Origin of the sequence: Flavobacterium aquidurense (assembly GCF_002217195.1) — a bacterium.
In the GTDB taxonomy this organism is placed as follows: Bacteria; Bacteroidota; Bacteroidia; order Flavobacteriales; family Flavobacteriaceae; genus Flavobacterium; species Flavobacterium frigidimaris.
Window position 1 is genome coordinate 57,787 of the sequence record NZ_MUGR01000008.1, and the last position, 22,609, is coordinate 80,395.

Sequence of the window (22,609 nt, forward strand, 5' to 3'; positions counted from 1 at the left end):
AATTTGCCCTCTATGGATTAAGCATTTACTTTTACGCTTTATTCAAAACATGGGTTTAAAAAAACAAATACGCTTTCTGCATAAATGGCTCGGGTTAATTTCCGGGCTTATTGTTTTTATCATAAGTATTACCGGCTGTATCTTTTGTTTTCATGATGAAATAAAAGACATTACCAGAAAAGAATGGCGATTGGTTGAACCTCAGAACAAGCCTTTCATGTTCGCATCAGTTTTACAGGAAAAGGCAAAAGAAATTCTCCCAGATTACAAACAATCGATGGTTTCTTTTTACGGAAAAAACAGATCTGCAATTGTGTATACTTATTCCGGTACAGAAAACCGCTATCTCTACTTTAATCCGTACACAGGAAAACATCTAAAAACCGAAGATCCGGAAACAGATTTCTTCATCATTGTAGAATACATACATCTGTATTTGCTTTTACCGGATTATATCGGCAAACACATTATTGGAGGTGCGACCATCATTTTTATTCTATTACTGATTTCGGGAATTATTCAATGGTGGCCAAAGAAAAAGAAAGATCTCAAGAGAAGCCTCTCCGTAAAATGGTCTGCAAAATGGCGTCGGGTAAATTACGACTGGCACAATACATCCGGATTTTATATTTCGATAGTTGCTGCGGTTATGGCCATTACTGGTCTAACATTCACTTACGAATGGGTTGGAGACGGCATTTACAAAACCTTTAATTTTGGCGGCGATAAAGCTTTAGAAACAAAAACGCCCATAATAGACACAACATCGTTTGAATACAATACTTCTGCAGCGATAGACCGGGCACTTTATCACACGATGAAAAAAAATCCCGAAGCTGAAATGTTTTATGTAATGATACCACAAAAGAAAGGCGATATCATAAATACAGGAGCCTATCCGCATACTTTACGATACGATCATCAAAGCAATTATTATTTTCATCCCTACCACGGAGAATTACTTCAAAGTCAGACGTTTGATAAAAAAAGTTTAGGTTTACAAGTTGTCGAAATGAATTATGGCATTCATACAGGGCAAATCTTAGATCTGCCGGGAAAAATTATTGCATTTATTGTCAGTCTGATTGCCGCTGCTTTACCCGTAACCGGTTTTGTGATTTGGTATGGAAGAAGAAATAAATCCTGCAAAAAGATCAAGATCAAGGCGTAAAAAATTTAACCACTTAGAACGCACGTTTTTATCTTATAATTACAAACGAGAAATTCGCAAAGCTATACTTGATAAAGCTTTGCGAATTTTGCGTTTGTATAAAATCTTACAAATAAAAAACCGCTGATTAAAGCGGTTCTTGTTGTGTCATTCGAAATATCTTAATTTCTATTGGCTAAAGCATTTTTCTGTAAATTTTTTACTGAAGTGATTTTGCTGTTTTGATAAGCAACTTCACAAAGATTTTTTTCATTGAAGAAAACCCAATTTCCAGTTTTCAATCCGTCTGTGTATTCTCCTACCGCCACTTTATTTCCTCTTTCATCATACGATACCCAAACTCCATCTAATTTACCGTCTTTAAAAAAGCCTTGTTGTTGCACCTTACCATTTTCATAATAATAAGTAGCTTTTACTTTGTTTCCAACAGCTTCTAATTCCGGGTTTACTTCTTGTGCAACTAGAATTCCAGAGAACAATATTGCAACTAAAATTACACACTTTTTCATATCTTTAGGTATTAATGTTATCAAATAGTATATCAAATATACTTATTTGTTTACATTAAAAAAACTTTTACTTAACAATTTGGTAACATTAGATAAAAGCTTAACATTGGAAAATGATGAAAAACAAAAAAACCAACGCCTAAGCCTTGGTTTTACTGGTATTTTATAAAAAAGCAAATTTTACGATATCGTTATAAATTTCGTAAATAAACTACTTCAATAACGAATCTAATTGCTTCTGAAGGTCTGGAGACGATGGTCGGTTAGCATCAGAGCTTAAAACATTTCCGTTAGGATCAACTATGATAAATCTCGGAATTCCTGTAACACCGTAATTCGTTACAAACTCAGATTCCCAATCCTTATCTGCAAATAATTGTACACCGCCTAAGTTTTTATCCGTTACAAATTTTTTCCATTTTTCATTGTCCTTTGCCTTATCAATTGAAATACTGACAAACTCAATATTTTTTCCGTGATACTTTTCTTCAATTTTTTGCAGGTAAGGAATTTCAGCTCTGCATGGCGCGCACCAGGTTGCCCAAAGATCAATGTAAACATATTTTCCTTTCAGGTCAGAAAGTTTAGTTTTTCCTCCTTTGTGATTTTCATAATCAAAACCCGGAGAAGGTTTTCCTTTAAGTTTATTTGCTTTCGAGGCTCTTTCATATTCCTGAACCGCATATTGATTAAAACTTTCAAAACTCTGTTTTAATGCCGCTTTAAACTCAGGATCAAAATTTCCTTTCTCAACATTTTCAATATCTTCTTTCTTCTTTGCCTCTAATAGCGAAGCAAACTCAGCAGGTTCTTTGGCGAAAGCCTCATCCCTGAATTTTTCATCTTTTAAGGCTTGTTGTGCCAGAAAATTACTTTCGTCAACCTCTTTTCCTTTATAAACAATTGTTTCGTCAAACTCTTTGGCATTCATTGTTAGATTGACTTCCGAATTTGGCTTTAAATATAAATTAGAACTTTCTGTTCCGTCAGAGAACATATAAAATCCTTTTGGAGCCTCAAAATTGGCCACAAAAAGCTCTTTTTTATTAATCGGAATAACCTGTTTGAAATTGTCTCTTCCTTTAATCACCAGAGTATCACTATTTCTGTTGGCAATTTTAGCCGTAAATTTTACTTGATTTTTGGTTTGACCGATGACATTCAAAGCGCTAAAAATCAACAGACCAGTTACAAAAAGTTTGTTCATATAAATTAAAGTTTTTATTTAATGACTCAAATCTAAAGAAATTAAGACTGCCAAATTTAAGAATTAACAAAATATTTCAAATTAATGAGCATCAAGTTACGACTTTACTATATTAATTTGAATTTTGTGTTTACTTTTGCAGTCTAAAATTTAGATCATGTATAGAAGTCATAATTGTGGCGAATTAAACGCCTCAAATATTAATACGGAAGTTACACTAGCGGGTTGGGTTCAGAAATCACGCGATAAAGGATTTATGAATTGGGTCGATTTACGTGACCGTTACGGAATTACACAACTTATTTTCGACGAAAGCCGTACAGACAAAACTGTTTTTGAACTGGCAAAAACTCTTGGTAGAGAATTTGTAATTCAGGTAAAAGGAACTGTAATTGAACGTGAGGACAAGAACAAAAACAAAAACATGATTACCGGTGACATCGAAATTTTAGTTACCGAATTAACTATACTTAACGCTGCCTTGACTCCTCCGTTTACTATTGAGGACGAAACTGACGGCGGTGAAGACATCAGAATGAAATATCGCTACCTTGATATTAGAAGAAATCCTGTAAAAAACAGTTTATTATTCCGTCATAAAGTAGCAATGGAAGTTCGTAAATATTTGTCAGATTTAGATTTCTGCGAAGTTGAAACGCCTTACTTAATCAAATCAACTCCGGAAGGAGCAAGGGATTTCGTTGTACCAAGCCGTATGAACGAAGGACAATTTTATGCATTGCCACAATCACCGCAAACTTTCAAGCAATTATTGATGGTGGGTGGAATGGATAAATATTTCCAGATCGTAAAATGTTTCCGTGACGAAGATTTGCGTGCAGACCGTCAGCCTGAGTTTACACAAATCGATTGCGAAATGGCATTTGTGGAGCAAGAAGACATTTTGAATGTTTTTGAAGGTCTGACAAGACATTTACTAAAAGAAATTAAAGGTATTGAAGTAGATAAATTTCCAAGAATTACCTACGATTATGCCATGAAAACATATGGAAACGACAAACCGGACATTCGTTTTGGGATGGAATTTGGTGAGTTGAACGAATTTGCACAACACAAGGAATTCCCGGTATTCAATGCCGCTGAATTAGTTGTGGGAATTGCAGTTCCGGGAGCAGGAAATTATACCCGTAAAGAAATTGACGGATTGATTGACTGGGTAAAACGCCCGCAAGTTGGTGCATCAGGAATGGTGTATGCAAAATGCAATGACGACGGAACTTTTAAATCATCTGTAGATAAATTTTACGATCAGGAGGATTTAGGACAATGGGCAAAAATTACAGGAGCAAAACCTGGCGATATGATTTTTGTACTTTCCGGACCGGCCAACAAAACACGTGCACAACTTTCTGCCCTTCGTATGGAATTAGCAACTCGTTTAGGATTGCGTAATCCTGAAGTATTCGCTCCTCTTTGGGTAATTGATTTCCCATTATTAGAACTGGACGAAGAAAGTGGCCGTTATCACGCAATGCACCACCCGTTTACCTCTCCAAAACCGGAAGACATGGCATTATTAGAAACTGAACCCGGAAAAGTTCGTGCAAATGCTTATGATATGGTTATGAACGGAAATGAAATTGGCGGAGGATCTATTCGTATTCATGATAAAGCGACTCAGCAATTAATGTTCAAATACCTGGGCTTTACCGAAGAAGAAGCAAAAGCACAATTTGGCTTTTTAATGGATGCTTTTCAATTTGGAGCACCGCCACACGGAGGTTTAGCATTTGGTCTTGACAGATTAGTAGCGATCTTAGGAGGTCAGGAAACCATTAGAGATTTTATTGCGTTCCCTAAAAATAATTCAGGACGCGATGTGATGATTGATGCACCTGCTGCGATCGATGAGACTCAGCTGAAAGAACTTTCAATTAAATTAGATATTAAACAATCTTAAAACTGAGATGAAAAAACTGATTTTGCTGCTTTTTGCAATAAACCTATATGCCCAGAGTCCAAAACAAGTTTTATATTCATTTTACGACTGGAAATATCCAAAGATAAAAATAGAAAGCACTACAATTGGTGTCATCGTAGAAGATCCATCAAACAATAGCGTGATAGACAATCAAGTCTCTGCCTACGCAATCAAGAATCTTAATTTAAGAAATTTACAAATAGTCGCTCCCGAAAAGAGCGACTATTTATTGTATATACAACCCATAAGTACTGAGCTTACTACAAGCGTAGAAAAAATAAATAACATTAATGATGTTAGTTATATTGGGAAAATTATTTTTTCTTCAAGATTAAACTTTACCATCAAGCGAAAAAACGAAATCGTTTATACCAAAGATTTCAATTATTCTCAAGCAATTTCAGACGTAAGCACTTATAATAATTACAGCATTAAAACAGAGGAAATTGCAAACAGTCAGGTACAAAAACTTCTGAAAAATTCCAGCGTAACAATTTATCAAAATTGCCGCGACACATATGCCAATACTGTTTTGTATCATTTTTTTAAAGAGATCAAAGAAACCATTGATTTTAGCAGAGTAGAAGAAACACTTGCGCTATACAAATTCACAGACAATGACTTTGAGCAAATAAACCAATCTGTCGATGCCTTTGAATTCACAAGAAAATTAGAAGACAACGAAGAGAATTATCTTAAAATAAAAAATCTCCTTTTAGAAAAAATACAATTTTGGGAAACTGAAGTTTCGAAATACGATTACAACAATAAAAAAACCAAAAAGATTTACTGGGCTCTAATGGCAAATATTTCAACTGCTTATTATGCTTTGGGAGACAATGCAAAAGCGATCGAATTCAAAGACAAAGCGTTACTTGTTGACTATAACAAAAACTACAGGTATCTGAGCGAAATACCCGAGAAAAAAATAAAGAACCTGTCTTTTCTATTAGATTCCGAAGGCAAACCTTTTATTGACTTTGAAAATAATGATTTTTCGAAAAAACAAAACTTTGATGCTGTCTATTTTACCAATAAAAAAGGAAAACTTCTGATCAACAGTAACGTTTCAGATCAGGAAATCGTCATCAGAAAAAACCGTGTCGAAGTAATCTATCATGTTCTGGCGTGTTCTAAATTTTATGATTTCCTACTGAGCATAGTCAATGATTTTAATGAAAAAGAAGAAGATAAAAGTTTATTTTTTAAGAATACAGATAATTACTTTTTTAACCTTACAAAACATTATAATGATCGAAGTAAAGAATTGCTTGTTGCCGATTTGAAAAACTTCAACATGGAAGAAAAAAAGACCATTCTAACGGCTTCCAATAAAATCTATGACTTAACAGATGTTTTATACAAACGATTAGAGCAATCTCAAAAAATAAACTCGGAGAGTCAATATTCCGAATTTTTAAAAACAATTGTTAAGCTACAGGATCTTCTTGCCCATTATCCCGGCACCAGTAAAAAAGAAGACCTAAAAGCATTGACCAATATGGTTTTTATTACTCAGGACCAGGCACTGTTAGATCTTCCTTATTTGGGCTTTTTAGCAGACGAACTTACGACAGAGGGGCATAGTGACTATAAAAGTCATCCAAAAATGTATCAAGCCCTTTTTAAACAATACAAAAAAACATTCAACAACTTAATGGCAAGTACTGTTTTAAAAAATCTCCATGATAAAGAAGTCATAAAATTTAATGAAATTATGTATTCATTTTACATGCCGTTATCCAGAGAAAAAATTGAAAACGTAAATATTAAATTCAAAAATCAATACAATAGCGATTCAATTTTGAGACTCTTAATGCTTTATTCCAAGTAATCATGAAAAAATTATTTTTAATCGCTTTAATCTTCATTTTAAACAGCTGTGCATTTGCACCGAAAACTGTGGTAAAAGACGAAACTTTTACGAAGCAAAATGCAGACGAGCAGGAAAGAGACTTCAACCTTCAAGTTAAGACAATCGGTTTTTCGGAAAAAACCAATCAAAAAGAAGTAGAGATTGAATACGAACTGAAAAACAACTCTAAACTGAATATTTTTGACAAAAAACTCAAAACCTACAAATTGTTTTTTATCCTGACAACGAAAGACGGTCGGGAAATAGCAAAAGAGAAGACAATCTGGTCGATTATCCCACCTAATACCGCGATAATCGAAAAAGAGAAAGTTTATGTATCAGACTATATCGTTCAATCCTGTACAACACGTCTTTACATAAAATACAAATAATAAAAACACAATAAGTCTGAAGATTATTCTCACAATATAGAATGATTCTCAAATAAAGCACTTCTGTATCAAAATTGATGCAAAATAAATAGCGAAAACACTGTGAATCAATAATTTTTACAAAAAATTAACACCTTATTGTCTTTTGTATGAATTTATATCTTACATTTGCTTCATTATAAATTATTATTACAATTACAATGCGTACAGGTACAGTAAAATTTTTCAATGAATCTAAAGGTTATGGATTCATTACAGACGAAGAAACAGGAAAAGATATCTTCGTTCACGCTTCAGGAATTAACGCGGAAGAATTACGCGAAGGTGACCGTGTAAGCTACGAAGAAGAAGAAGGAAGAAAAGGGAAAGTTGCTGCTAAAGTAGCAGTAATCTAAGAAAAATATAGCAATTTATTTTTTTTGCCTCTGAATGGTTTAAAAACGTTTCGATTCATTTCGAAACGTTTTTTTTTGCTCAAATCTTAAAAAAAACATAAAATCGCCTGATCTTATTTATAATCAATAAAAATTACCCGCAAACACCCTTGAACACCATACTTAAATCATTTTTTAGTTTGTGATTTACAGAGTTGAAAGTTATCTTTGTGACTTATTCTTTAAGTAAAAAACCTAAGATTATGCAATCTGATCAATACAATTACATTCCTATTTTAATGCAGGCAATTTTAGCAATTGGTTTTGTAGTAGGAACAATTATTATTTCTGGAAAATTAGGACCAAAAAGAACCTCTGAGGTTAAAGATAAAAACTTTGAGTGCGGTATCGAATCTGTTGGTAACGCCCGTGTTCCTTTTTCTGTAAAATACTTCTTAGTTGCTATTTTATTTGTATTGTTCGACGTAGAGGTGATTTTTCTTTACCCTTGGGCTGTAAACTTCAAAGAACTTGGAATAGAAGGAATGCTAAAGATGATCGTATTTATGTCACTTCTTTTAGTTGGATTTTTCTACATCATCAAGAAAAAAGCATTAGAGTGGGAATAAAAAGATTTTAGATTTTAGATTCGTGATTTTAGATTTTAGAATGGATGATTATCCGGCTTAATTTAAAACTGCAATTTAAAATTTGAACTCTCTGAATTAATATTACTGATTTAAAAAAATTGATTTTAACTTTTACGATTCAAAAATCTAAAATCTAAAATCAGAAATCTAAAATAAAAATGAGCGATTCAAAAGTAAATATGGTAGCCCCTCCTGAAGGTGTTGTTGGTGAAGGTTTCTTCGCTACAAAACTAAATGACGTTGTGGGTATGGCACGCGCGAATTCTCTTTGGCCATTGCCTTTTGCAACTTCTTGTTGCGGAATCGAGTTTATGGCAACAATGGCTTCACACTACGATTTAGCACGTTTTGGATCTGAGCGTGTGAGTTTTTCTCCACGTCAGGCAGATATGTTATTAGTAATGGGAACTATTTCTAAAAAAATGGCCCCTATTTTAAGACAAGTTTACGAACAAATGGCAGAACCTCGCTGGGTAATTGCCGTTGGAGCTTGTGCTTCATCAGGTGGTATTTTTGACACCTATTCAGTTTTACAAGGAATTGACAAAGTAATACCTGTTGACGTTTACGTACCAGGATGCCCGCCAAGACCAGAACAAATTGTTGATGGAGTGATGAAACTTCAGGAATTGGTAAGAAGCGAATCTGTAAGACGCAGAAGCTCACCGGAATACCAAGAATTACTAGCTTCATATAACATTTCATAAGATGGCTTTAGAAAACACCCTGATACAAAATAAACTTACAGAAACATTTGATACAAGTGTTTTTAATTTTCGCGAAGAGAGAGATGTTTTTACACTGGAAACTTCTGCTGATAAGATCACAGCTTTAATTCTTTTCCTGAAAAACGACTCTGATCTGCGTTTCCACTTTTTAACCGATTTATGCGGTGTTCACTATCCAGACAACGAAACAGATCGTCAGTATGCCATAGTATACCATATGCACAATTGGTACGAAAACAAACGTATTAGAATAAAAGTATTCCTTAACGGAGAAAAACCGGAAATAAAAACCATTTCAAATATTTTTCTGAGCTCCAATTGGATGGAAAGAGAAACATACGATTTCTTCGGGATTAACTTTATTGGACATCCGCAATTGAAACGTATCCTGAATATGGATGAAATGATATCGTTTCCAATGCGAAAAGAATTCCCAATGGAAGACAGCGGAAGAACGGATAAAGATGACAGATTCTTTGGAAGAACAACAACAAATTGCTAAAAAATAAATAATTCAACATTATAAAATGTCAGAACTATTATTACCACCAGAGCATCGTTATGCTAAAATAGTAAAGGATAAACTAAACGAAGACGGAAGCGAGCTTTCAGTTCTGAATTTAGGTCCAACACACCCTGCCACTCACGGTATTTTTCAAAATATCCTGTTGATGGACGGAGAGAGAATTCTTGAAGCTGAACCAACTATTGGTTACATTCACAGAGCTTTCGAAAAAATTGCCGAAAATCGTCCTTTTTACCAGATTACGCCTCTTACAGACCGAATGAACTATTGCTCCTCACCTATTAACAATATGGGATGGTGGATGACTTTAGAGAAATTATTAAATATTGAAGTTCCTAAAAGAGCACAATATTTAAGAGTTATCGTAATGGAGTTGGCCCGTATTACCGATCACTTAATTTGCAACTCTATTTTAGGTGTTGATACAGGTGCTTATACTGGTTTCTTGTACGTATTTCAATTTAGAGAAAAAGTTTACGAGATCTACGAAGAAATTTGTGGTGCACGTTTAACAACAAATATGGGAAGAATTGGTGGTTTCGAAAGAGACTGGTCACCAGAAGCTTTCCGCAAACTAGATGTGTTTTTAAGAGATTTTCCTGTCGCCTGGCAAGAATTTGAAAACCTATTCGAAAGAAACAGAATTTTCCTTGACAGAACTGTAGACGTAGGTGCAATCTCAGCAGAGCAAGCAATGGCTTACGGATTTACAGGTCCAAATTTACGTGCCGCAGGAGTCGATTACGACGTGCGTGTAGCACATCCTTATTCATCATACGAAGATTTCGATTTTATAGTTCCTGTTGGAAAATCAGGCGACACTTACGATCGTTTTTGTGTTCGTAATGCCGAAGTTCGCGAAAGTTTAAGCATCATTCGTCAGGCTTTGGATAAAATGCCAGCCGGAAATGAATATCATGCAGAAGTTCCAGATTATTATCTGCCTCCAAAAGAAGATGTTTACACTTCTATGGAATCATTAATTTATCACTTTAAAATTGTCATGGGAGAAGTTCCTGTACCAGTTGCAGAAATTTATCATGCTGTAGAAGGCGGAAACGGAGAATTAGGATTCTATTTAGTAACCGACGGAAGCAGAACGCCATATAGATTACATTTCAGAAGACCTTGTTTTATTTATTACCAGGCATATCCCGAAATGATCAAAGGCTCTTTATTATCTGATGCAATTGTTATTCTGTCAAGTTTAAATGTTATTGCAGGAGAATTAGACGCCTAAAAATATTGTCGATTTTAGAATATAGATTAAAAAAAATCTAAAAGCATAAATCTAAAATCTAAAATTAAAGGATTGCAGAATGTAGATTATAGATGGCAGATTGAAAAATCTAAAGTCATAAATCTAAAATCTAAATTAAGAATGGAAAGAAAACATTACAAACAAGAAATAAACATGACAGAAGCATTGATGAACCGCATCAATGAACTGATCAGTCATTATCCTGAAGACAAAAGAAAATCAGCTTTGCTGCCTGTTTTGCACGAAGTACAAGATGCGCACGATAACTGGTTAAGTATCGAGTTGCAGGATAAAGTTGCCGAAATTTTGCATATAAAACCAATTGAGGTTTATGAAGTGGTTACTTTTTATACCATGTACAACCAAAAGCCAATTGGAAAATATATGTTCGAATTTTGCCAGACTTCTTGTTGTTGTTTAAATGGTGCTGAGAATTTAATGGATTATACTTCTGAAAAATTAGGCATTAAAATGGGAGAAACCACTCCGGACGGAATGTTTACCATCGCCGGTGTAGAATGCCTGGGCGCCTGCGGATATGCTCCAATGTTGCAATTAGGTGATTTCTACAAAGAAAAACTGACAGAAGAAAAAATCGATCAGTTAATCGCTGATTGTAGAGATGATAAAATAATATTACACGATAAATAAGATGTCACAAAAAATATTATTAGATAAAATCAATATTCCCGGAATTAAAACTTACGAAGTATACCGTCAAAATGGTGGATATGCCTCTGTAGAAAAAGCTTTAAAAACACTTACTCCGGACGAAGTTACTGAAGAAGTAAAAAAATCAGGCCTTCGTGGTCGTGGAGGCGCAGGTTTCCCGGCAGGAATGAAATGGAGTTTTATTGATAAAAAATCAGGAAAACCAAGACATTTAGTTTGTAATGCCGACGAGTCTGAGCCAGGAACATTTAAAGATCGTTATTTGATGGAATTTATTCCCCACTTACTGATCGAAGGAATGATTACTTCCAGCTACGCTTTAGGAGCAAACTTATCTTATATCTACATTCGTGGAGAATATATGTGGGTTTTCAAAATATTAGAAAGAGCAATCGCCGAAGCTAAAGCTGCCGGTTGGTTAGGAAAAAATATATTAGGAACAGGTTACGATTTAGAATTACATGTTCACTGTGGAGCAGGTGCTTATATCTGTGGAGAAGAAACTGCACTTATAGAGTCACTGGAAGGCAAAAGAGGAAATCCTCGTATCAAACCGCCATTCCCGGCAGTTTCAGGTCTTTGGGCAAACCCAACCGTAGTAAACAATGTTGAAACTATTGCAACTGTGCCCTGGATCGTCAACAACTCAGGTGATGATTATGCAAAAATTGGAATTGGCCGTTCAACAGGAACCAAATTAATCTCCGCTTCAGGACACATAAAAAATCCGGGAGTTTATGAAATTGAATTGGGTTTAAGCGTTGATGAATTCATGAATTCTGACGAATACTTAGGAGGAATGTCTTCCAGCAGACCATTAAAAGCGTTTGTACCGGGAGGATCATCAGTGCCAATTTTACCTGCTGAATTAATTTTTAAAACAGCAAATGGCGAAGACCGACTAATGACTTACGAATCTTTAAGCGATGGTGGTTTTGCTACCGGATCTATGTTAGGTTCAGGAGGATTTATCGTATATAACGACACTGCTTGCGTCGTTAGAAACACCTGGAATTTTGCCCGTTTCTACCACCACGAATCTTGCGGACAATGTACACCTTGCCGTGAAGGAACAGGTTGGTTAGAAAAAATATTATGGAGAATTGAAAACGGTCAGGGCCGTGAAGAAGATATCGAATTATTGTGGAGCATTCAGAGTAAAATCGAAGGTAATACAATTTGCCCGCTTGGTGATGCAGCTTCGTGGCCGGTAGCGGCAGCGATACGTCATTTTAGAGATGAGTTTGAATATCACGTTCGTTTTCCTGAAAAAATAAAAAACAGAGATCATTTTGTTGCTGAACCTTTCTCGCAAGTGAAACATTTAGTAGGCGGTAAAGTAATCGTATAGTCAAAAGTTAAAAATAGTTTCAAGTTTCAAGTTTTTTTAGTCTCAGGTTCAACAACCTGAAACTTTAGACCTGAAACTAAAAAAACAAAACAAAGAGATGAAAGTAACCATAGACGGTCAAAGTATAGACGTAGAGCCAGGAACAACAATCCTGCAGGCTGCACGTATGATTGGTGGAGATTTGGTTCCGCCAGCCATGTGCTATTACTCAAAATTAAAAGGCAGCGGCGGTAAATGTCGTTGTTGTTTAGTTGAAGTTGCAAAAGGAAGTGAAGCTGACCCAAGACCAATGCCAAAATTGATGGCATCTTGTGTAACAGGATGTATGGACGGAATGGAAGTAAACAGCAAATCATCTGCACGTGTAACTGAAGCCCGTAAATCTGTAACGGAATTTTTATTGATCAACCACCCGTTAGATTGCCCTATTTGCGATCAGGCTGGTGAATGTGATTTGCAAAATTTAAGTTTCGAACACGGAAACCCTAAGTCACGTTTTATTGAAGAAAAAAGAACATTCGAACCAGAAGATATTGGTCCGCATATTCAACTGCATATGAACCGTTGTATTTTATGTCAAAGATGTGTACAAGTTGCAGATCAGCTGACAGACAATAGAGTTCACGGAGTATTAGATCGTGGTGATCACGCTAATATTTCAACAGGAATCTCAAAAGCAATTGACAATGAGTTTTCCGGAAATATGATCGACGTTTGTCCGGTTGGAGCATTGACAGATAAAACTTTCCGATTTAAATCGAGAGTTTGGTTCAACAAACCTTTCAATGCACACAGAGAATGTACAACTCCGGGATGTTGTGGAAAAACAACTGTTTGGATGTTTGGAGGAGAAATTCAACGTGTAACAGGTCGTAAAGACGAGTATCATGAAGTAGAAGAATTCATCTGCAACAGCTGTCGCTTTGACCATAAAAATGTAAGTGACTGGGTTATTGAAGGTCCAAGAGAGTTTGAAAAAGATTCTGTTATCAACCAAAACAACTACACTCAGAAATTAGAAAAAGTAGAAATCGATACTGAGAAAAATATCCTTTTAGGACGAGATATTGACCGTAAAAAAATTAGTATGGCTGAAATTCCATTAAACTCTAACAACCAAAATTCTTAGTCATGGTAGATGGAACATTTATTATAGAAAAAAGTGTTGTAATTGTTGTGGTGTTTGCCATTACGATGATTATGGCCATGTATTCTACCTGGGCTGAACGTAAAGTTGCTGCATATCTTCAGGATCGTGTAGGACCAAACCGTGCCGGATGGGGTGGTTTATTACAACCTCTTGCTGATGGTATGAAATTATTTTCAAAAGAAGAATTTTTCCCGAATACACCTAACAAATTTTTATTCGTTGTAGGACCGGCAATTGCCATGAGTACAGCCTTAATGACCAGTGCAGTTATTCCGTGGGGAGACAAATTACATATTTTTGGCCGTGATGTTTATTTGCAGGCAACCGACATTAATATTGGAATATTATACATTTTTGGAGTACTTTCAGTAGGAGTTTATGGTATCATGATTGGTGGATGGGCTTCGAACAATAAATTCTCCTTGATGGGAGCAATTCGTGCAGCTTCTCAAATGGTTTCGTACGAAGTTGCAATGGGATTATCAATCATCGCTTTATTGATGATGACCGGAACTTTAAGCTTAAAAGAAATATCTCTTCAGCAGTCAGAATGGCACTGGAATGTTTTATACCAGCCTTTATCTTTTCTGATTTTCTTAATTTGTTCGTTTGCAGAAACAAACAGAACTCCTTTTGACCTTGCAGAATGTGAAAATGAATTAATTGGAGGTTACCATACAGAATATTCATCCATGAAAATGGGGTTCTATTTATTTGCTGAATATGCGAGTATGTTTATCTCTGCTACCATTATTTCTGTATTATTTTTTGGAGGATACAATTATCCGGGAATGAGCTGGATGGTAGAACATGCAGGAGTAAATGCAGCAAACCTTTTGGGAATCGCAGTATTGTTTGTTAAAATATGTTTCTTCATATTTTTTTATATGTGGGTACGCTGGACAATTCCGAGATTTAGATATGATCAATTAATGAACTTAGGCTGGAAAATTTTGATTCCGCTTTCTATCATTAATATCATGATTACAGGTATTGTTATATTAAGACATGATATTGCAGTTTATTTAGGATTCTAGGAACCGGATAGAAGTGGTATCCTTTGATTTTTATTTAAAAAATTAAAGATATAGCAAATAAGGCAGTCCCGATAGCCATCGGAAAGCTTCAAATAAAAATAAAACAGATTTGATTTGTTTCATACAAATCGTAATCGTAAATCATACATTAAAAAATGTCAATAGAAACTATATCATTATCGGGTAGAAAAAAGATGGTCTCAAACAAAGAGATGACTTTTTTAGAGCGAATGTATCTTGTGGCGATTGTGAAAGGATTGTTTATTACGTTTAAACACTTATTCAGAAAAAAAATTACCATTCATTATCCTGAACAAGTGCGTGAAATGAGTCCTGTTTATCGTGGTCAGCACCAGTTGAAACGTGATGAGCAAGGTCGTGAAAACTGTACAGCCTGCGGATTATGTGCTTTATCATGTCCTGCTGAAGCCATTACCATGAAAGCTGCTGAACGTAAAGCAGATGAAAAACATTTGTACAGAGAAGAAAAATACGCTTCGATTTATGAAATCAATATGTTACGTTGTATTTTTTGTGGTTTATGTGAAGAAGCATGCCCAAAAGATGCCATCTATCTAACAACTTCAAAAGTATTGGTTCCTTCTAGCTACGAAAGAGAAGATTTCATTTTTGGAAAAGACAGATTAGTGATGCCTCTTGATGTGGCGATCAAAAATGCTCAACTTAATAATGCTAATTAAATGATACATATTCCTGATTTTGCACATGCAACAACTGTACAAGTAATATTTTGTTTCTTAGCTTTTATTACAGTAATTACTGCTTTCCTGACCATTTTTAGCAGAAACCCAATTCATAGTGCTATTTATTTAGTAATTTGTTTTTTCTCTATTGCCGGTCATTATTTATTATTAAATGCTCAGTTCTTAGCTATCGTACATATTATAGTCTATTCCGGAGCCATTATGATTTTGTTCCTGTTTACGATCATGTTAATGAACCTGAACGAACAGCGCGAAGTACACCGTCCAAGAATTACACGTTTAGGAGCAATTGTTTCTTTCTGTTTAATTTGTGTAGTATTGATCGCAATTTTCATCAACTCTAAACCAATTGTTGGCGAATACGATTCAACAGGTGAAGATTTCCAGTCAATTCAAGTACTTGGTAAAATATTATTAAACGAATATATGGTACCATTTGAATTCGCTTCAATCTTACTTTTGGTAGCGATGATTGGAAGTGTACTATTGTCTAAAAAAGAAAAATTAAATAAATAATGGGTAATATATTAAATCAAATAGGTATTGAAAACTACATCTTTTTAAGTGTTGTACTTTTCTGTATTGGTATTTTTGGTGTATTGTACAGACGAAATGCTATTATCGTTTTCATGTCTATCGAAATCATGTTGAATGCTGTTAACCTTTTATTTGTTGCTTTTTCGACTTATCATCAAGATGCGCAAGGACAAGTTTTTGTATTCTTCTCGATGGCGGTTGCTGCAGCCGAAGTAGCAGTTGGATTGGCTATTTTAGTTTCGATCTTTAGAAATTTAGGTTCGATTAGTATCGATAATTTAAAAAATTTAAAAGGATAAATAAAAATGGATACCAATTTAGCTTTAGTTTTAGTTTTATCTCCTTTTTTAGGATTTTTAATTAATGTTTTCTTTGGCAAGAGCTTAGGAAAAACCGTTTCAGGAATCATCGGAACTGCTTCTGTAGTTGTTTCTTTTGCTGTCACTCTTTTCTTTTTCAATCAAATTAGCCAAACAAAACAAGCCCTTCAGGTTACTTTATTTGACTGGATTCAGATCAGTAACTTAAAAATTAATCTTGGATTTTTATTAGATCAGTTATCATTACTTTGGTTACTTTTCGTAACGGGTATTGGATCATTGATACACTTATACTCTATTAGTTATATGCACGACGATGAGAATATGCATAAGTTTTTTGCTTATTTGAATCTGTTCGTATTCTTTATGATTACTCTTGTAATTGGAAGTAACTTATTAGTTTTATTTATTGGTTGGGAAGGTGTTGGACTTTGTTCCTACTTATTAATTGGATTCTGGCATAAAAATCAGGATTACAATGATGCAGCGAAAAAAGCCTTTATTATGAACAGAATTGGAGATTTAGGTCTTTTAATAGGAATGTTTATTATTGGTTCAATGTTCTCTACCTTAGATTATGCTACTTTAAAAACTGCTATCGCAGGAACAGCAAACTTAAATGTACCGTTGCTTTCGTTAGCTGCCTTATGTTTATTTATTGGTGCTTGTGGTAAATCTGCACAGATTCCATTATACACTTGGTTACCAGATGCGATGGCTGGACCAACTCCGGTTTCTGCATTGATTCACGCTGCAACAATGGTTACCGCTGGTATCTTTATGGTAACAAGATTAAACTTCGTGTTTGATTTAGCTCCCGAAGTACAAACTGTAATTGCCGTTATTGGAGCTATCACTTCATTAGTAGCTGCAACCATTGGTTTAGTACAGACAGATATCAAAAAAGTATTGGCCTACTCTACCGTTTCTCAATTGGGATTAATGTTTTTAGCATTAGGATTAGGTGCTTATGAAGTTGCCGTTTTTCACGTAATTACTCACGCTTTCTTTAAAGCTTGTTTATTCTTGGGTTCAGGATCTGTAATTCACGGTTTGCACGGAGAACAAGACATGCGTAAAATGGGTGGTTTGCGTAAAGCAATGCCAATTACTTTTTGGACAATGATGATTTCATCATTAGCCATTTCAGGTATACCGTTTTTCTCTGGTTTCTTTTCTAAAGATGAAATTTTGTTAACGGCTTTCCACCACAGCATACCTTTATACCTTATTGGTTCTGTTGCATCTATTATGACCGCTTTCTATATGTTCAGATTAATGTTCTTAACTTTCTTTAAAGATTTTAGAGGAACTGAAGAACAAAAGCATCACTTACATGAAAGTAACGGATTAATTACTTTCCCTCTTATCGTTTTAGCAATCCTTGCCACTTTTGGCGGATTAATAAGCTTACCTGGAAATAGCTGGTTGAATGAGTATTTAGCTCCGCTTTTCACGAAAGTGGCAGGAGAAGAACATCATTTAGGTACAACAGAATATACTTTGATGGGAGTGGCTGTTTTAGGTGGATTGTTAGGTATTTTTATTGCTTATATTAAATACTTCAAACAAGACAATGTTCCGGAATCAGATGAAAACATTACAGGTTTGACAAAAGTTTTATACAACAAATATTATGTAGACGAAGCTTACGACGCTGTATTTGTTCGCTCTATTAACGGACTGTCAGGATTTTTCAGGGACTTTATCGAGACAGGTTTATCTGCTCTTGTTTTTGGATTAGGAAAAGTAACCAATGAAATAGCTTTTCAGGGTAAAAAATTACAAAACGGAAGTATCGGATTATATCTTTTTGCTTTTGTTTTGGGGCTTTGCGCCATTGTTTCCTATATATTTTTAGCTAAATAATTTTACAACTATGAACGTTTCTCTTATATTAATTATTCTTTTAATTGGTGCATTTGCCACTTATTTTGTTGGTGACAAACTAGCATCAAAAGTAGCTTTGTTCTTTAGTTTGGCGGCTTTAGGTTGTTCAATTGTATTGCTAAATCACTTTTATGCAAACGAAAACATCAGTTTAATAAACGCCTGGATTACGAAACCTAATATCTCATTTGCACTAAACGCCGATGGATTAGGAATGGCAATGGTTTTACTGACCGCAGCTTTGACGCCAATTATTATATTCTCTTCTTTTGGAAATGAATATAAAAATGCCAAAGGTTTTTATGCTCTGATTTTATTTATGGCTTTTGCTATGACAGGAACTTTCCTTGCAGCAGATGGTTTATTATATTATATCTTTTGGGAATTAGCACTTATTCCTATTTACTTTATTGCTCTTATTTGGGGTAATGGTGATGCTGAAGAACGCAGAAAAGCAGTGGTTAAATTCTTTATTTACACACTTGCCGGTTCATTATTCATGTTAGTAGCTTTTATCTATTTGTACCAAAAAGCAGGCAGCTTCTTAATCGAGGATTTATACAAATTAGACTTGTCAGCTACTGAACAACTATGGATATTCTTAGCTTTCTTTTTAGCATATGCTATCAAAATTCCAATTATTCCGTTTCATACATGGCAGGCAAATGTGTACCAAAAAACACCAACTGTTGGAACTATGCTTTTATCAGGTATCATGCTAAAAATGGGATTATACAGTGTTATTCGTTGGCAATTGCCAATTGCACCATTGGCTGCAAAAGAATACATGGATATTTTTATCGGTTTGGGAATTGCAGGAGTAATTTACGGCTCAATCGTAGCTTTAAGACAAAAAGATTTAAAGAAATTATTGGCTTATTCTTCATTGGCACACGTTGGATTAATTGCTGCAGGAACTTATACTTTAACTATTGATGGTTTACGCGGAGCTGTTTTACAAATGATTGCTCACGGTTTTGTTGTAGTAGGATTGTTCTTTGCTGCTGAAGTTATTTTTAGAAGATTCGAAACCAGAGAAATTAGCGAATTGGGCGGTATCCGTACACAATCTCCTAAATTTACTTCTATGTTTTTAATTTTGGTATTGGCCTCAGTATCTTTACCGGGTACCTTCAATTTCGTTGGAGAGTTTACTGTTTTATATAGTCTTTCTCAAATCGATATTTGGTTTGCTGTTTTAGGCGGAACAACTATTATTCTGGGAGCTTATTATATGCTTAAAATGTTTCAAAATGTAATGTTAGGAGAAACAAATTCTAAAACCTTTGCAGATGTTTCTGTAAATGAAGGTATTTCATTTGTAGCCATTATTGCGGTTTTAATATTCTTCGGATTCTATCCAAAACCAATTACAGATTTGATTACACCAAGTTTAGAAATCATTCTGAACGTTATCAATAAAAATTAATATTTTAAATAAAAATAAATTAGGGCATCATTAGTTTGAGATTTCCTAAATCAAAAAAACAAAAATGAATACATTAATAGCTATAACAGGATTGGGTGTTTTTTGCCTATTGTTTGAAATTCTTAATTTAAGAAAGGCCATTGTTCCTATTACCATTATTGGTTTATTAGGTGTTTTGGCAATCAACTATTATGAGTTTGGATCAACAGCAAGTTACTATAATAATATGATCACAGTGAGCAAGTTCTCTACTTCGTTTTCATCATTGTTTATTGTACTTACTATTTTCTTAGTAGCGTTAAGTCATAATTTTTACGAAAATCACCCAACCAAAATCTCTGATTTTGTGGCTATAAAAGTTTTTTTACTGGCCGGAGCTGTAGCTATGGTTTCTTTTGGAAACTTAGCAATGTTTTTCCTGGGGATCGAAATTTTGTCAATCGCACTTTATGTATTAGCAGCAAGTGATCGTTTGAATCTGAAAAGTAACGAAGCAGGTATGAAATACTTCTTGATGGGATCTTTTGCATCAGGAATTATCTTATTCGGAATTTGTTTGATTTATGGAGCTATGGGAAGTTTTGATGTTGCAGAAATTCACGAAAGTTCTTTGTCTGCTGAATTGCCTATCTGGTTTCCAATTGGAATGATCTTGATGATTATTGGTATGTTATTTAAAGTTGCTGCAGTGCCGTTTCATTTCTGGGCACCGGACGTTTACGAGGGTTCTCCTGCTTTGACTACTGCATTAATGAGTACTTTGGCTAAAGTTGTAGCAATTGCAACACTTTACAAATTAATCGCAGCATTAAATTTTATTCCTTCTCTGGACAACCAGGATTTATTAGGAACATTTGAAACAATTGTAGTAATTATTTCGATCGCTTCTATGACCGTTGGAAATATAATGGCATTAAGACAAGTAAATGTAAAACGTATGCTGGCTTTCTCAGGAATTTCGCATGCTGGTTTTATGTTGATGACTTTATTAACCGTTGCCACTTCAGCAGGTGTATTATTATATTATACCGCTGCTTATGCATTGGCAGGAATTGCTGCTTTTAGTGTCGTATTATACGTTTGCAAAAATCAGGACAACGAAGACATCACGAATTTTCATGGTTTAGGAAAAACAAATCCTTTATTGGCTGCAATCCTTACAGGTTCATTATTATCTATGGCCGGTATTCCGATTTTCTCCGGATTCTTTGCTAAACTATTCTTGTTCAATCAGACTATTCAGGCCGGATATATCGCTTTGGTAATTGTAGCCGTAATCAACTCTATTATTAGTGTTGGATATTATTTCAAATTAATCTTAGCCATGTATTCTAAAGAACCAAATCAGGAACGCACCGGAAAACCTTTCCTTATTTATGCTGTTGCTGTAATCTCAATTACATTAAATATTGTTTTAGGTTTATTCCCTTCTTTAGTTTTGGATTTATTGAATTAAAAAATAAAATCATCCTTTGAAATATAGGCCGTCAATTGTTATTGACGGCTTTTTTATTGGCATGAATTGTTAAAAATTCTATAGTATTAAGGGCACATCAAAAAATATCAATTATATTTGACTTTTAAAACCAATTACATTATGAATTCTAAAAATCCATTTTTAAGCAACAAACGTTTTTCATCAAATGCTGTTTCAAAAGCTGAAGGAGCTCATCAGGGTCAGATTATTGATTACAATCAGGAAATGACTTTGTCAGGTACTATGAATAAAACAGCTATTTTGTTTTTAATCTTATGCGGATCTGCAATGGTTACGTGGTGGATGGCATTTAACGGAATGAACGCAATGTTACCAACAATTGGAGGTGCTATTGTTGGATTTATTTTAGTTATAATTGCTGCATTCAAACCACATCTTTCCCCATATCTTGCTCCGGGTTATGCCTTATTTGAAGGGTTATTTATTGGTGGAATTTCTGCAATATTCGAAGCCATGTATCCTGGAATCGTAGTAAATGCTGTAGGTGCAACATTAGTAACATTTCTGGTTTGTCTGGCTTTATATAAATTTAAAATCGTAAAAGTTACTGAACAATTCAAATCCGTAGTTATTGCTGCTACTTTAGCAATTGCAACCTATTACTTAATTTCATGGATCGCTTCTTTAATCTTTAACTTTACTCCTGTTCATTACGGAAATGGAATGATGAGTATCGGAATCAGTGTTTTTGTAATCATCATAGCGGCATTAAACCTCTTTTTAGATTTTGATCTAATCGAAAAAGGTGTACAGGAAAGAATGCCAAAATTCATGGAATGGTATGGCGCAATGGGACTAATGATTACGCTAGTTTGGTTATATGTTGAATTTCTACGTTTACTTTCTAAATTAAATAGTAAAAACTAATTACTTCTTAAATAATTACAAAGCCCTTTTGAAAATCAAAAGGGCTTTTTTTATGTCCTTTTTTTCCTAAATCTTACAGCCTTTAAAATAGAACAAAATTATTCCTCTGCTTTTATACAACATCTTTTCTTTCACTCTTCTTCTAATTTTTCATTTCATCTTTATCGCAGTTTATATTTAAAAATTTTTGCTCAAAAAAAACAGTTCTCTTTGCCAATACGTCAACCAGAATTTCACTCTCCAAAGCATCAATTGAAACTTCTAAAAATAAAAGTCACGGATCTGCTTTTGATGTCCAAAATTGACATTTTTTTTAACTAAAAAGTACATTTCGGATACAAAAACTACACAGTAAAAACCTTTAAAGTAGTTTTTTTCTTGCTTAATTGTTTTTTAACGAAAAATAAATTTACATCTCTAATTTGACAACCTTTTTTAGAAATTTATTCCTTTCAATTTTATAAAATACAATAAAAATCATAGCTCACGTAAGTTTTTTGCATTATGTAATAAATTGC

At 34.4% G+C, this 22,609-nt stretch carries 22 protein-coding genes; 20 read left to right on the forward strand and 2 right to left on the reverse strand.

Going from position 1 to position 22,609, the window contains the following annotated elements; translation table 11 throughout:
* The first annotated feature begins 49 nt into the window (after nt 1-49).
* A complete protein-coding gene (locus tag B0A67_RS05370) occupies nt 50-1,171 on the forward strand; it encodes a PepSY-associated TM helix domain-containing protein (RefSeq protein WP_072955425.1) in 1,122 nt (373 codons plus the stop codon).
* Between the two features lie 161 nt (nt 1,172-1,332).
* Here B0A67_RS05370 and B0A67_RS05375 read toward each other — a convergent pair whose 3' ends face one another.
* A complete protein-coding gene (locus B0A67_RS05375) occupies nt 1,333-1,680 on the reverse strand; it encodes a toxin-antitoxin system YwqK family antitoxin (RefSeq protein WP_072955427.1) in 348 nt (115 codons plus the stop codon).
* Nucleotides 1,681-1,891: 211 nt separating this feature from the next.
* The gene (locus tag B0A67_RS05380; protein ID WP_072955430.1) at nt 1,892-2,887 is read right to left on the reverse strand and encodes a TlpA family protein disulfide reductase; all 996 of its coding nucleotides are present in this window, start codon (nt 2,885-2,887) and stop codon (nt 1,892-1,894) included.
* Nucleotides 2,888-3,044: 157 nt separating this feature from the next.
* On the opposite strand from B0A67_RS05380, the gene aspS reads away from it, so the two are divergent.
* The 19 genes from aspS (at nt 3,045) to B0A67_RS05475 (ending at nt 22,091) form a co-directional block, all read left to right on the forward strand.
* A complete protein-coding gene (gene aspS, locus B0A67_RS05385) occupies nt 3,045-4,808 on the forward strand; it encodes an aspartate--tRNA ligase (RefSeq protein WP_072955433.1) in 1,764 nt (587 codons plus the stop codon).
* 7 nt (nt 4,809-4,815) lie between these two features.
* Nucleotides 4,816-6,663, forward strand: coding sequence for a hypothetical protein (locus B0A67_RS05390; protein WP_072955436.1), 1,848 nt, complete (start codon nt 4,816-4,818; stop codon nt 6,661-6,663).
* A gap of 2 nt (nt 6,664-6,665) precedes the next feature.
* The gene (locus B0A67_RS05395) at nt 6,666-7,076 is read left to right on the forward strand and encodes a hypothetical protein (RefSeq protein ID WP_072955460.1); all 411 of its coding nucleotides are present in this window, start codon (nt 6,666-6,668) and stop codon (nt 7,074-7,076) included.
* Nucleotides 7,077-7,276: 200 nt separating this feature from the next.
* Nucleotides 7,277-7,471 carry a cold-shock protein gene (locus B0A67_RS05400; RefSeq protein ID WP_007137066.1) on the forward strand — a complete coding sequence of 65 codons (195 nt, stop codon included), beginning with the start codon at nt 7,277-7,279 and terminating at the stop codon, nt 7,469-7,471.
* Nucleotides 7,472-7,713: 242 nt separating this feature from the next.
* Nucleotides 7,714-8,079: an NADH-quinone oxidoreductase subunit A gene (locus B0A67_RS05405; RefSeq protein ID WP_072955464.1), complete on the forward strand. Its 366-nt coding sequence runs from the start codon at nt 7,714-7,716 to the stop codon at nt 8,077-8,079.
* A 179-nt stretch (nt 8,080-8,258) separates the two neighbouring features.
* Nucleotides 8,259-8,807 (forward strand): NADH-quinone oxidoreductase subunit B, encoded by a 549-nt coding sequence (locus tag B0A67_RS05410; RefSeq protein ID WP_072955467.1) that lies wholly within the window; start codon nt 8,259-8,261, stop codon nt 8,805-8,807.
* 1 nt (nt 8,808) lies between these two features.
* Nucleotides 8,809-9,330 (forward strand): NADH-quinone oxidoreductase subunit C, encoded by a 522-nt coding sequence (locus tag B0A67_RS05415; RefSeq protein WP_072955470.1) that lies wholly within the window; start codon nt 8,809-8,811, stop codon nt 9,328-9,330.
* 25 nt (nt 9,331-9,355) lie between these two features.
* Entirely contained in the window at nt 9,356-10,594 is a 1,239-nt protein-coding gene (locus B0A67_RS05420) for an NADH-quinone oxidoreductase subunit D (protein WP_072955473.1), read from the forward strand.
* A gap of 141 nt (nt 10,595-10,735) precedes the next feature.
* Nucleotides 10,736-11,266, forward strand: coding sequence for a complex I 24 kDa subunit family protein (locus B0A67_RS05425; protein WP_072955476.1), 531 nt, complete (start codon nt 10,736-10,738; stop codon nt 11,264-11,266).
* Nucleotide 11,267: 1 nt separating this feature from the next.
* A complete protein-coding gene (gene nuoF / locus B0A67_RS05430) occupies nt 11,268-12,638 on the forward strand; it encodes an NADH-quinone oxidoreductase subunit NuoF (protein ID WP_072955480.1) in 1,371 nt (456 codons plus the stop codon).
* A 97-nt stretch (nt 12,639-12,735) separates the two neighbouring features.
* Complete coding sequence (locus tag B0A67_RS05435; protein WP_072955484.1) at nt 12,736-13,767, forward strand: 2Fe-2S iron-sulfur cluster-binding protein; 1,032 nt, start codon at nt 12,736-12,738, stop codon at nt 13,765-13,767.
* 2 nt (nt 13,768-13,769) lie between these two features.
* The gene (nuoH, locus tag B0A67_RS05440) at nt 13,770-14,825 is read left to right on the forward strand and encodes an NADH-quinone oxidoreductase subunit NuoH (RefSeq protein ID WP_072955487.1); all 1,056 of its coding nucleotides are present in this window, start codon (nt 13,770-13,772) and stop codon (nt 14,823-14,825) included.
* Nucleotides 14,826-14,980: 155 nt separating this feature from the next.
* Nucleotides 14,981-15,526: a NuoI/complex I 23 kDa subunit family protein gene (locus B0A67_RS05445; RefSeq protein ID WP_072955490.1), complete on the forward strand. Its 546-nt coding sequence runs from the start codon at nt 14,981-14,983 to the stop codon at nt 15,524-15,526.
* Nucleotides 15,527-16,066 (forward strand): NADH-quinone oxidoreductase subunit J family protein, encoded by a 540-nt coding sequence (locus B0A67_RS05450; RefSeq protein ID WP_072955492.1) that lies wholly within the window; start codon nt 15,527-15,529, stop codon nt 16,064-16,066.
* Nucleotides 16,066-16,386, forward strand: a complete 321-nt coding sequence (gene nuoK, locus B0A67_RS05455) for an NADH-quinone oxidoreductase subunit NuoK (RefSeq protein ID WP_017494599.1) — start codon at nt 16,066-16,068, stop codon at nt 16,384-16,386. Before B0A67_RS05450 ends, nuoK begins: the two co-directional genes overlap by 1 nt.
* 6 nt (nt 16,387-16,392) lie before the next feature.
* Entirely contained in the window at nt 16,393-18,276 is a 1,884-nt protein-coding gene (nuoL, locus tag B0A67_RS05460; protein WP_072955495.1) for an NADH-quinone oxidoreductase subunit L, read from the forward strand.
* Nucleotides 18,277-18,286: 10 nt separating this feature from the next.
* Entirely contained in the window at nt 18,287-19,726 is a 1,440-nt protein-coding gene (locus tag B0A67_RS05465; protein ID WP_072955498.1) for a complex I subunit 4 family protein, read from the forward strand.
* A gap of 64 nt (nt 19,727-19,790) precedes the next feature.
* Nucleotides 19,791-21,182, forward strand: a complete 1,392-nt coding sequence (locus B0A67_RS05470; RefSeq protein WP_072955500.1) for an NADH-quinone oxidoreductase subunit N — start codon at nt 19,791-19,793, stop codon at nt 21,180-21,182.
* 141 nt (nt 21,183-21,323) lie between these two features.
* A complete protein-coding gene (locus B0A67_RS05475; RefSeq protein WP_072955504.1) occupies nt 21,324-22,091 on the forward strand; it encodes a Bax inhibitor-1/YccA family protein in 768 nt (255 codons plus the stop codon).
* Nucleotides 22,092-22,609 lie beyond the last annotated feature (518 nt).

Coding starts and splice junctions, on each gene's coding strand:
- B0A67_RS05395 (WP_072955460.1), top strand. CDS start 6,666: ATGAAAAAATTATTTTTAATCGCTTTAATCTTCATTTTAAACAGCTGT.
- B0A67_RS05470 (WP_072955500.1), top strand. CDS start 19,791: ATGAATACATTAATAGCTATAACAGGATTGGGTGTTTTTTGCCTATTG.
- B0A67_RS05380 (WP_072955430.1), bottom strand. CDS start 2,887: ATGAACAAACTTTTTGTAACTGGTCTGTTGATTTTTAGCGCTTTGAAT.
- B0A67_RS05375 (WP_072955427.1), bottom strand. CDS start 1,680: ATGAAAAAGTGTGTAATTTTAGTTGCAATATTGTTCTCTGGAATTCTA.
- B0A67_RS05400 (WP_007137066.1), top strand. CDS start 7,277: ATGCGTACAGGTACAGTAAAATTTTTCAATGAATCTAAAGGTTATGGA.
- B0A67_RS05420 (WP_072955473.1), top strand. CDS start 9,356: ATGTCAGAACTATTATTACCACCAGAGCATCGTTATGCTAAAATAGTA.
- B0A67_RS05445 (WP_072955490.1), top strand. CDS start 14,981: ATGTCAATAGAAACTATATCATTATCGGGTAGAAAAAAGATGGTCTCA.
- B0A67_RS05370 (WP_072955425.1), top strand. CDS start 50: ATGGGTTTAAAAAAACAAATACGCTTTCTGCATAAATGGCTCGGGTTA.
- B0A67_RS05435 (WP_072955484.1), top strand. CDS start 12,736: ATGAAAGTAACCATAGACGGTCAAAGTATAGACGTAGAGCCAGGAACA.
- nuoF (WP_072955480.1), top strand. CDS start 11,268: ATGTCACAAAAAATATTATTAGATAAAATCAATATTCCCGGAATTAAA.
- B0A67_RS05390 (WP_072955436.1), top strand. CDS start 4,816: ATGAAAAAACTGATTTTGCTGCTTTTTGCAATAAACCTATATGCCCAG.
- B0A67_RS05425 (WP_072955476.1), top strand. CDS start 10,736: ATGGAAAGAAAACATTACAAACAAGAAATAAACATGACAGAAGCATTG.
- B0A67_RS05465 (WP_072955498.1), top strand. CDS start 18,287: ATGAACGTTTCTCTTATATTAATTATTCTTTTAATTGGTGCATTTGCC.
- aspS (WP_072955433.1), top strand. CDS start 3,045: ATGTATAGAAGTCATAATTGTGGCGAATTAAACGCCTCAAATATTAAT.
- B0A67_RS05475 (WP_072955504.1), top strand. CDS start 21,324: ATGAATTCTAAAAATCCATTTTTAAGCAACAAACGTTTTTCATCAAAT.
- nuoH (WP_072955487.1), top strand. CDS start 13,770: ATGGTAGATGGAACATTTATTATAGAAAAAAGTGTTGTAATTGTTGTG.
- B0A67_RS05450 (WP_072955492.1), top strand. CDS start 15,527: ATGATACATATTCCTGATTTTGCACATGCAACAACTGTACAAGTAATA.
- B0A67_RS05410 (WP_072955467.1), top strand. CDS start 8,259: ATGAGCGATTCAAAAGTAAATATGGTAGCCCCTCCTGAAGGTGTTGTT.
- B0A67_RS05405 (WP_072955464.1), top strand. CDS start 7,714: ATGCAATCTGATCAATACAATTACATTCCTATTTTAATGCAGGCAATT.
- B0A67_RS05415 (WP_072955470.1), top strand. CDS start 8,809: ATGGCTTTAGAAAACACCCTGATACAAAATAAACTTACAGAAACATTT.
- nuoK (WP_017494599.1), top strand. CDS start 16,066: ATGGGTAATATATTAAATCAAATAGGTATTGAAAACTACATCTTTTTA.
- nuoL (WP_072955495.1), top strand. CDS start 16,393: ATGGATACCAATTTAGCTTTAGTTTTAGTTTTATCTCCTTTTTTAGGA.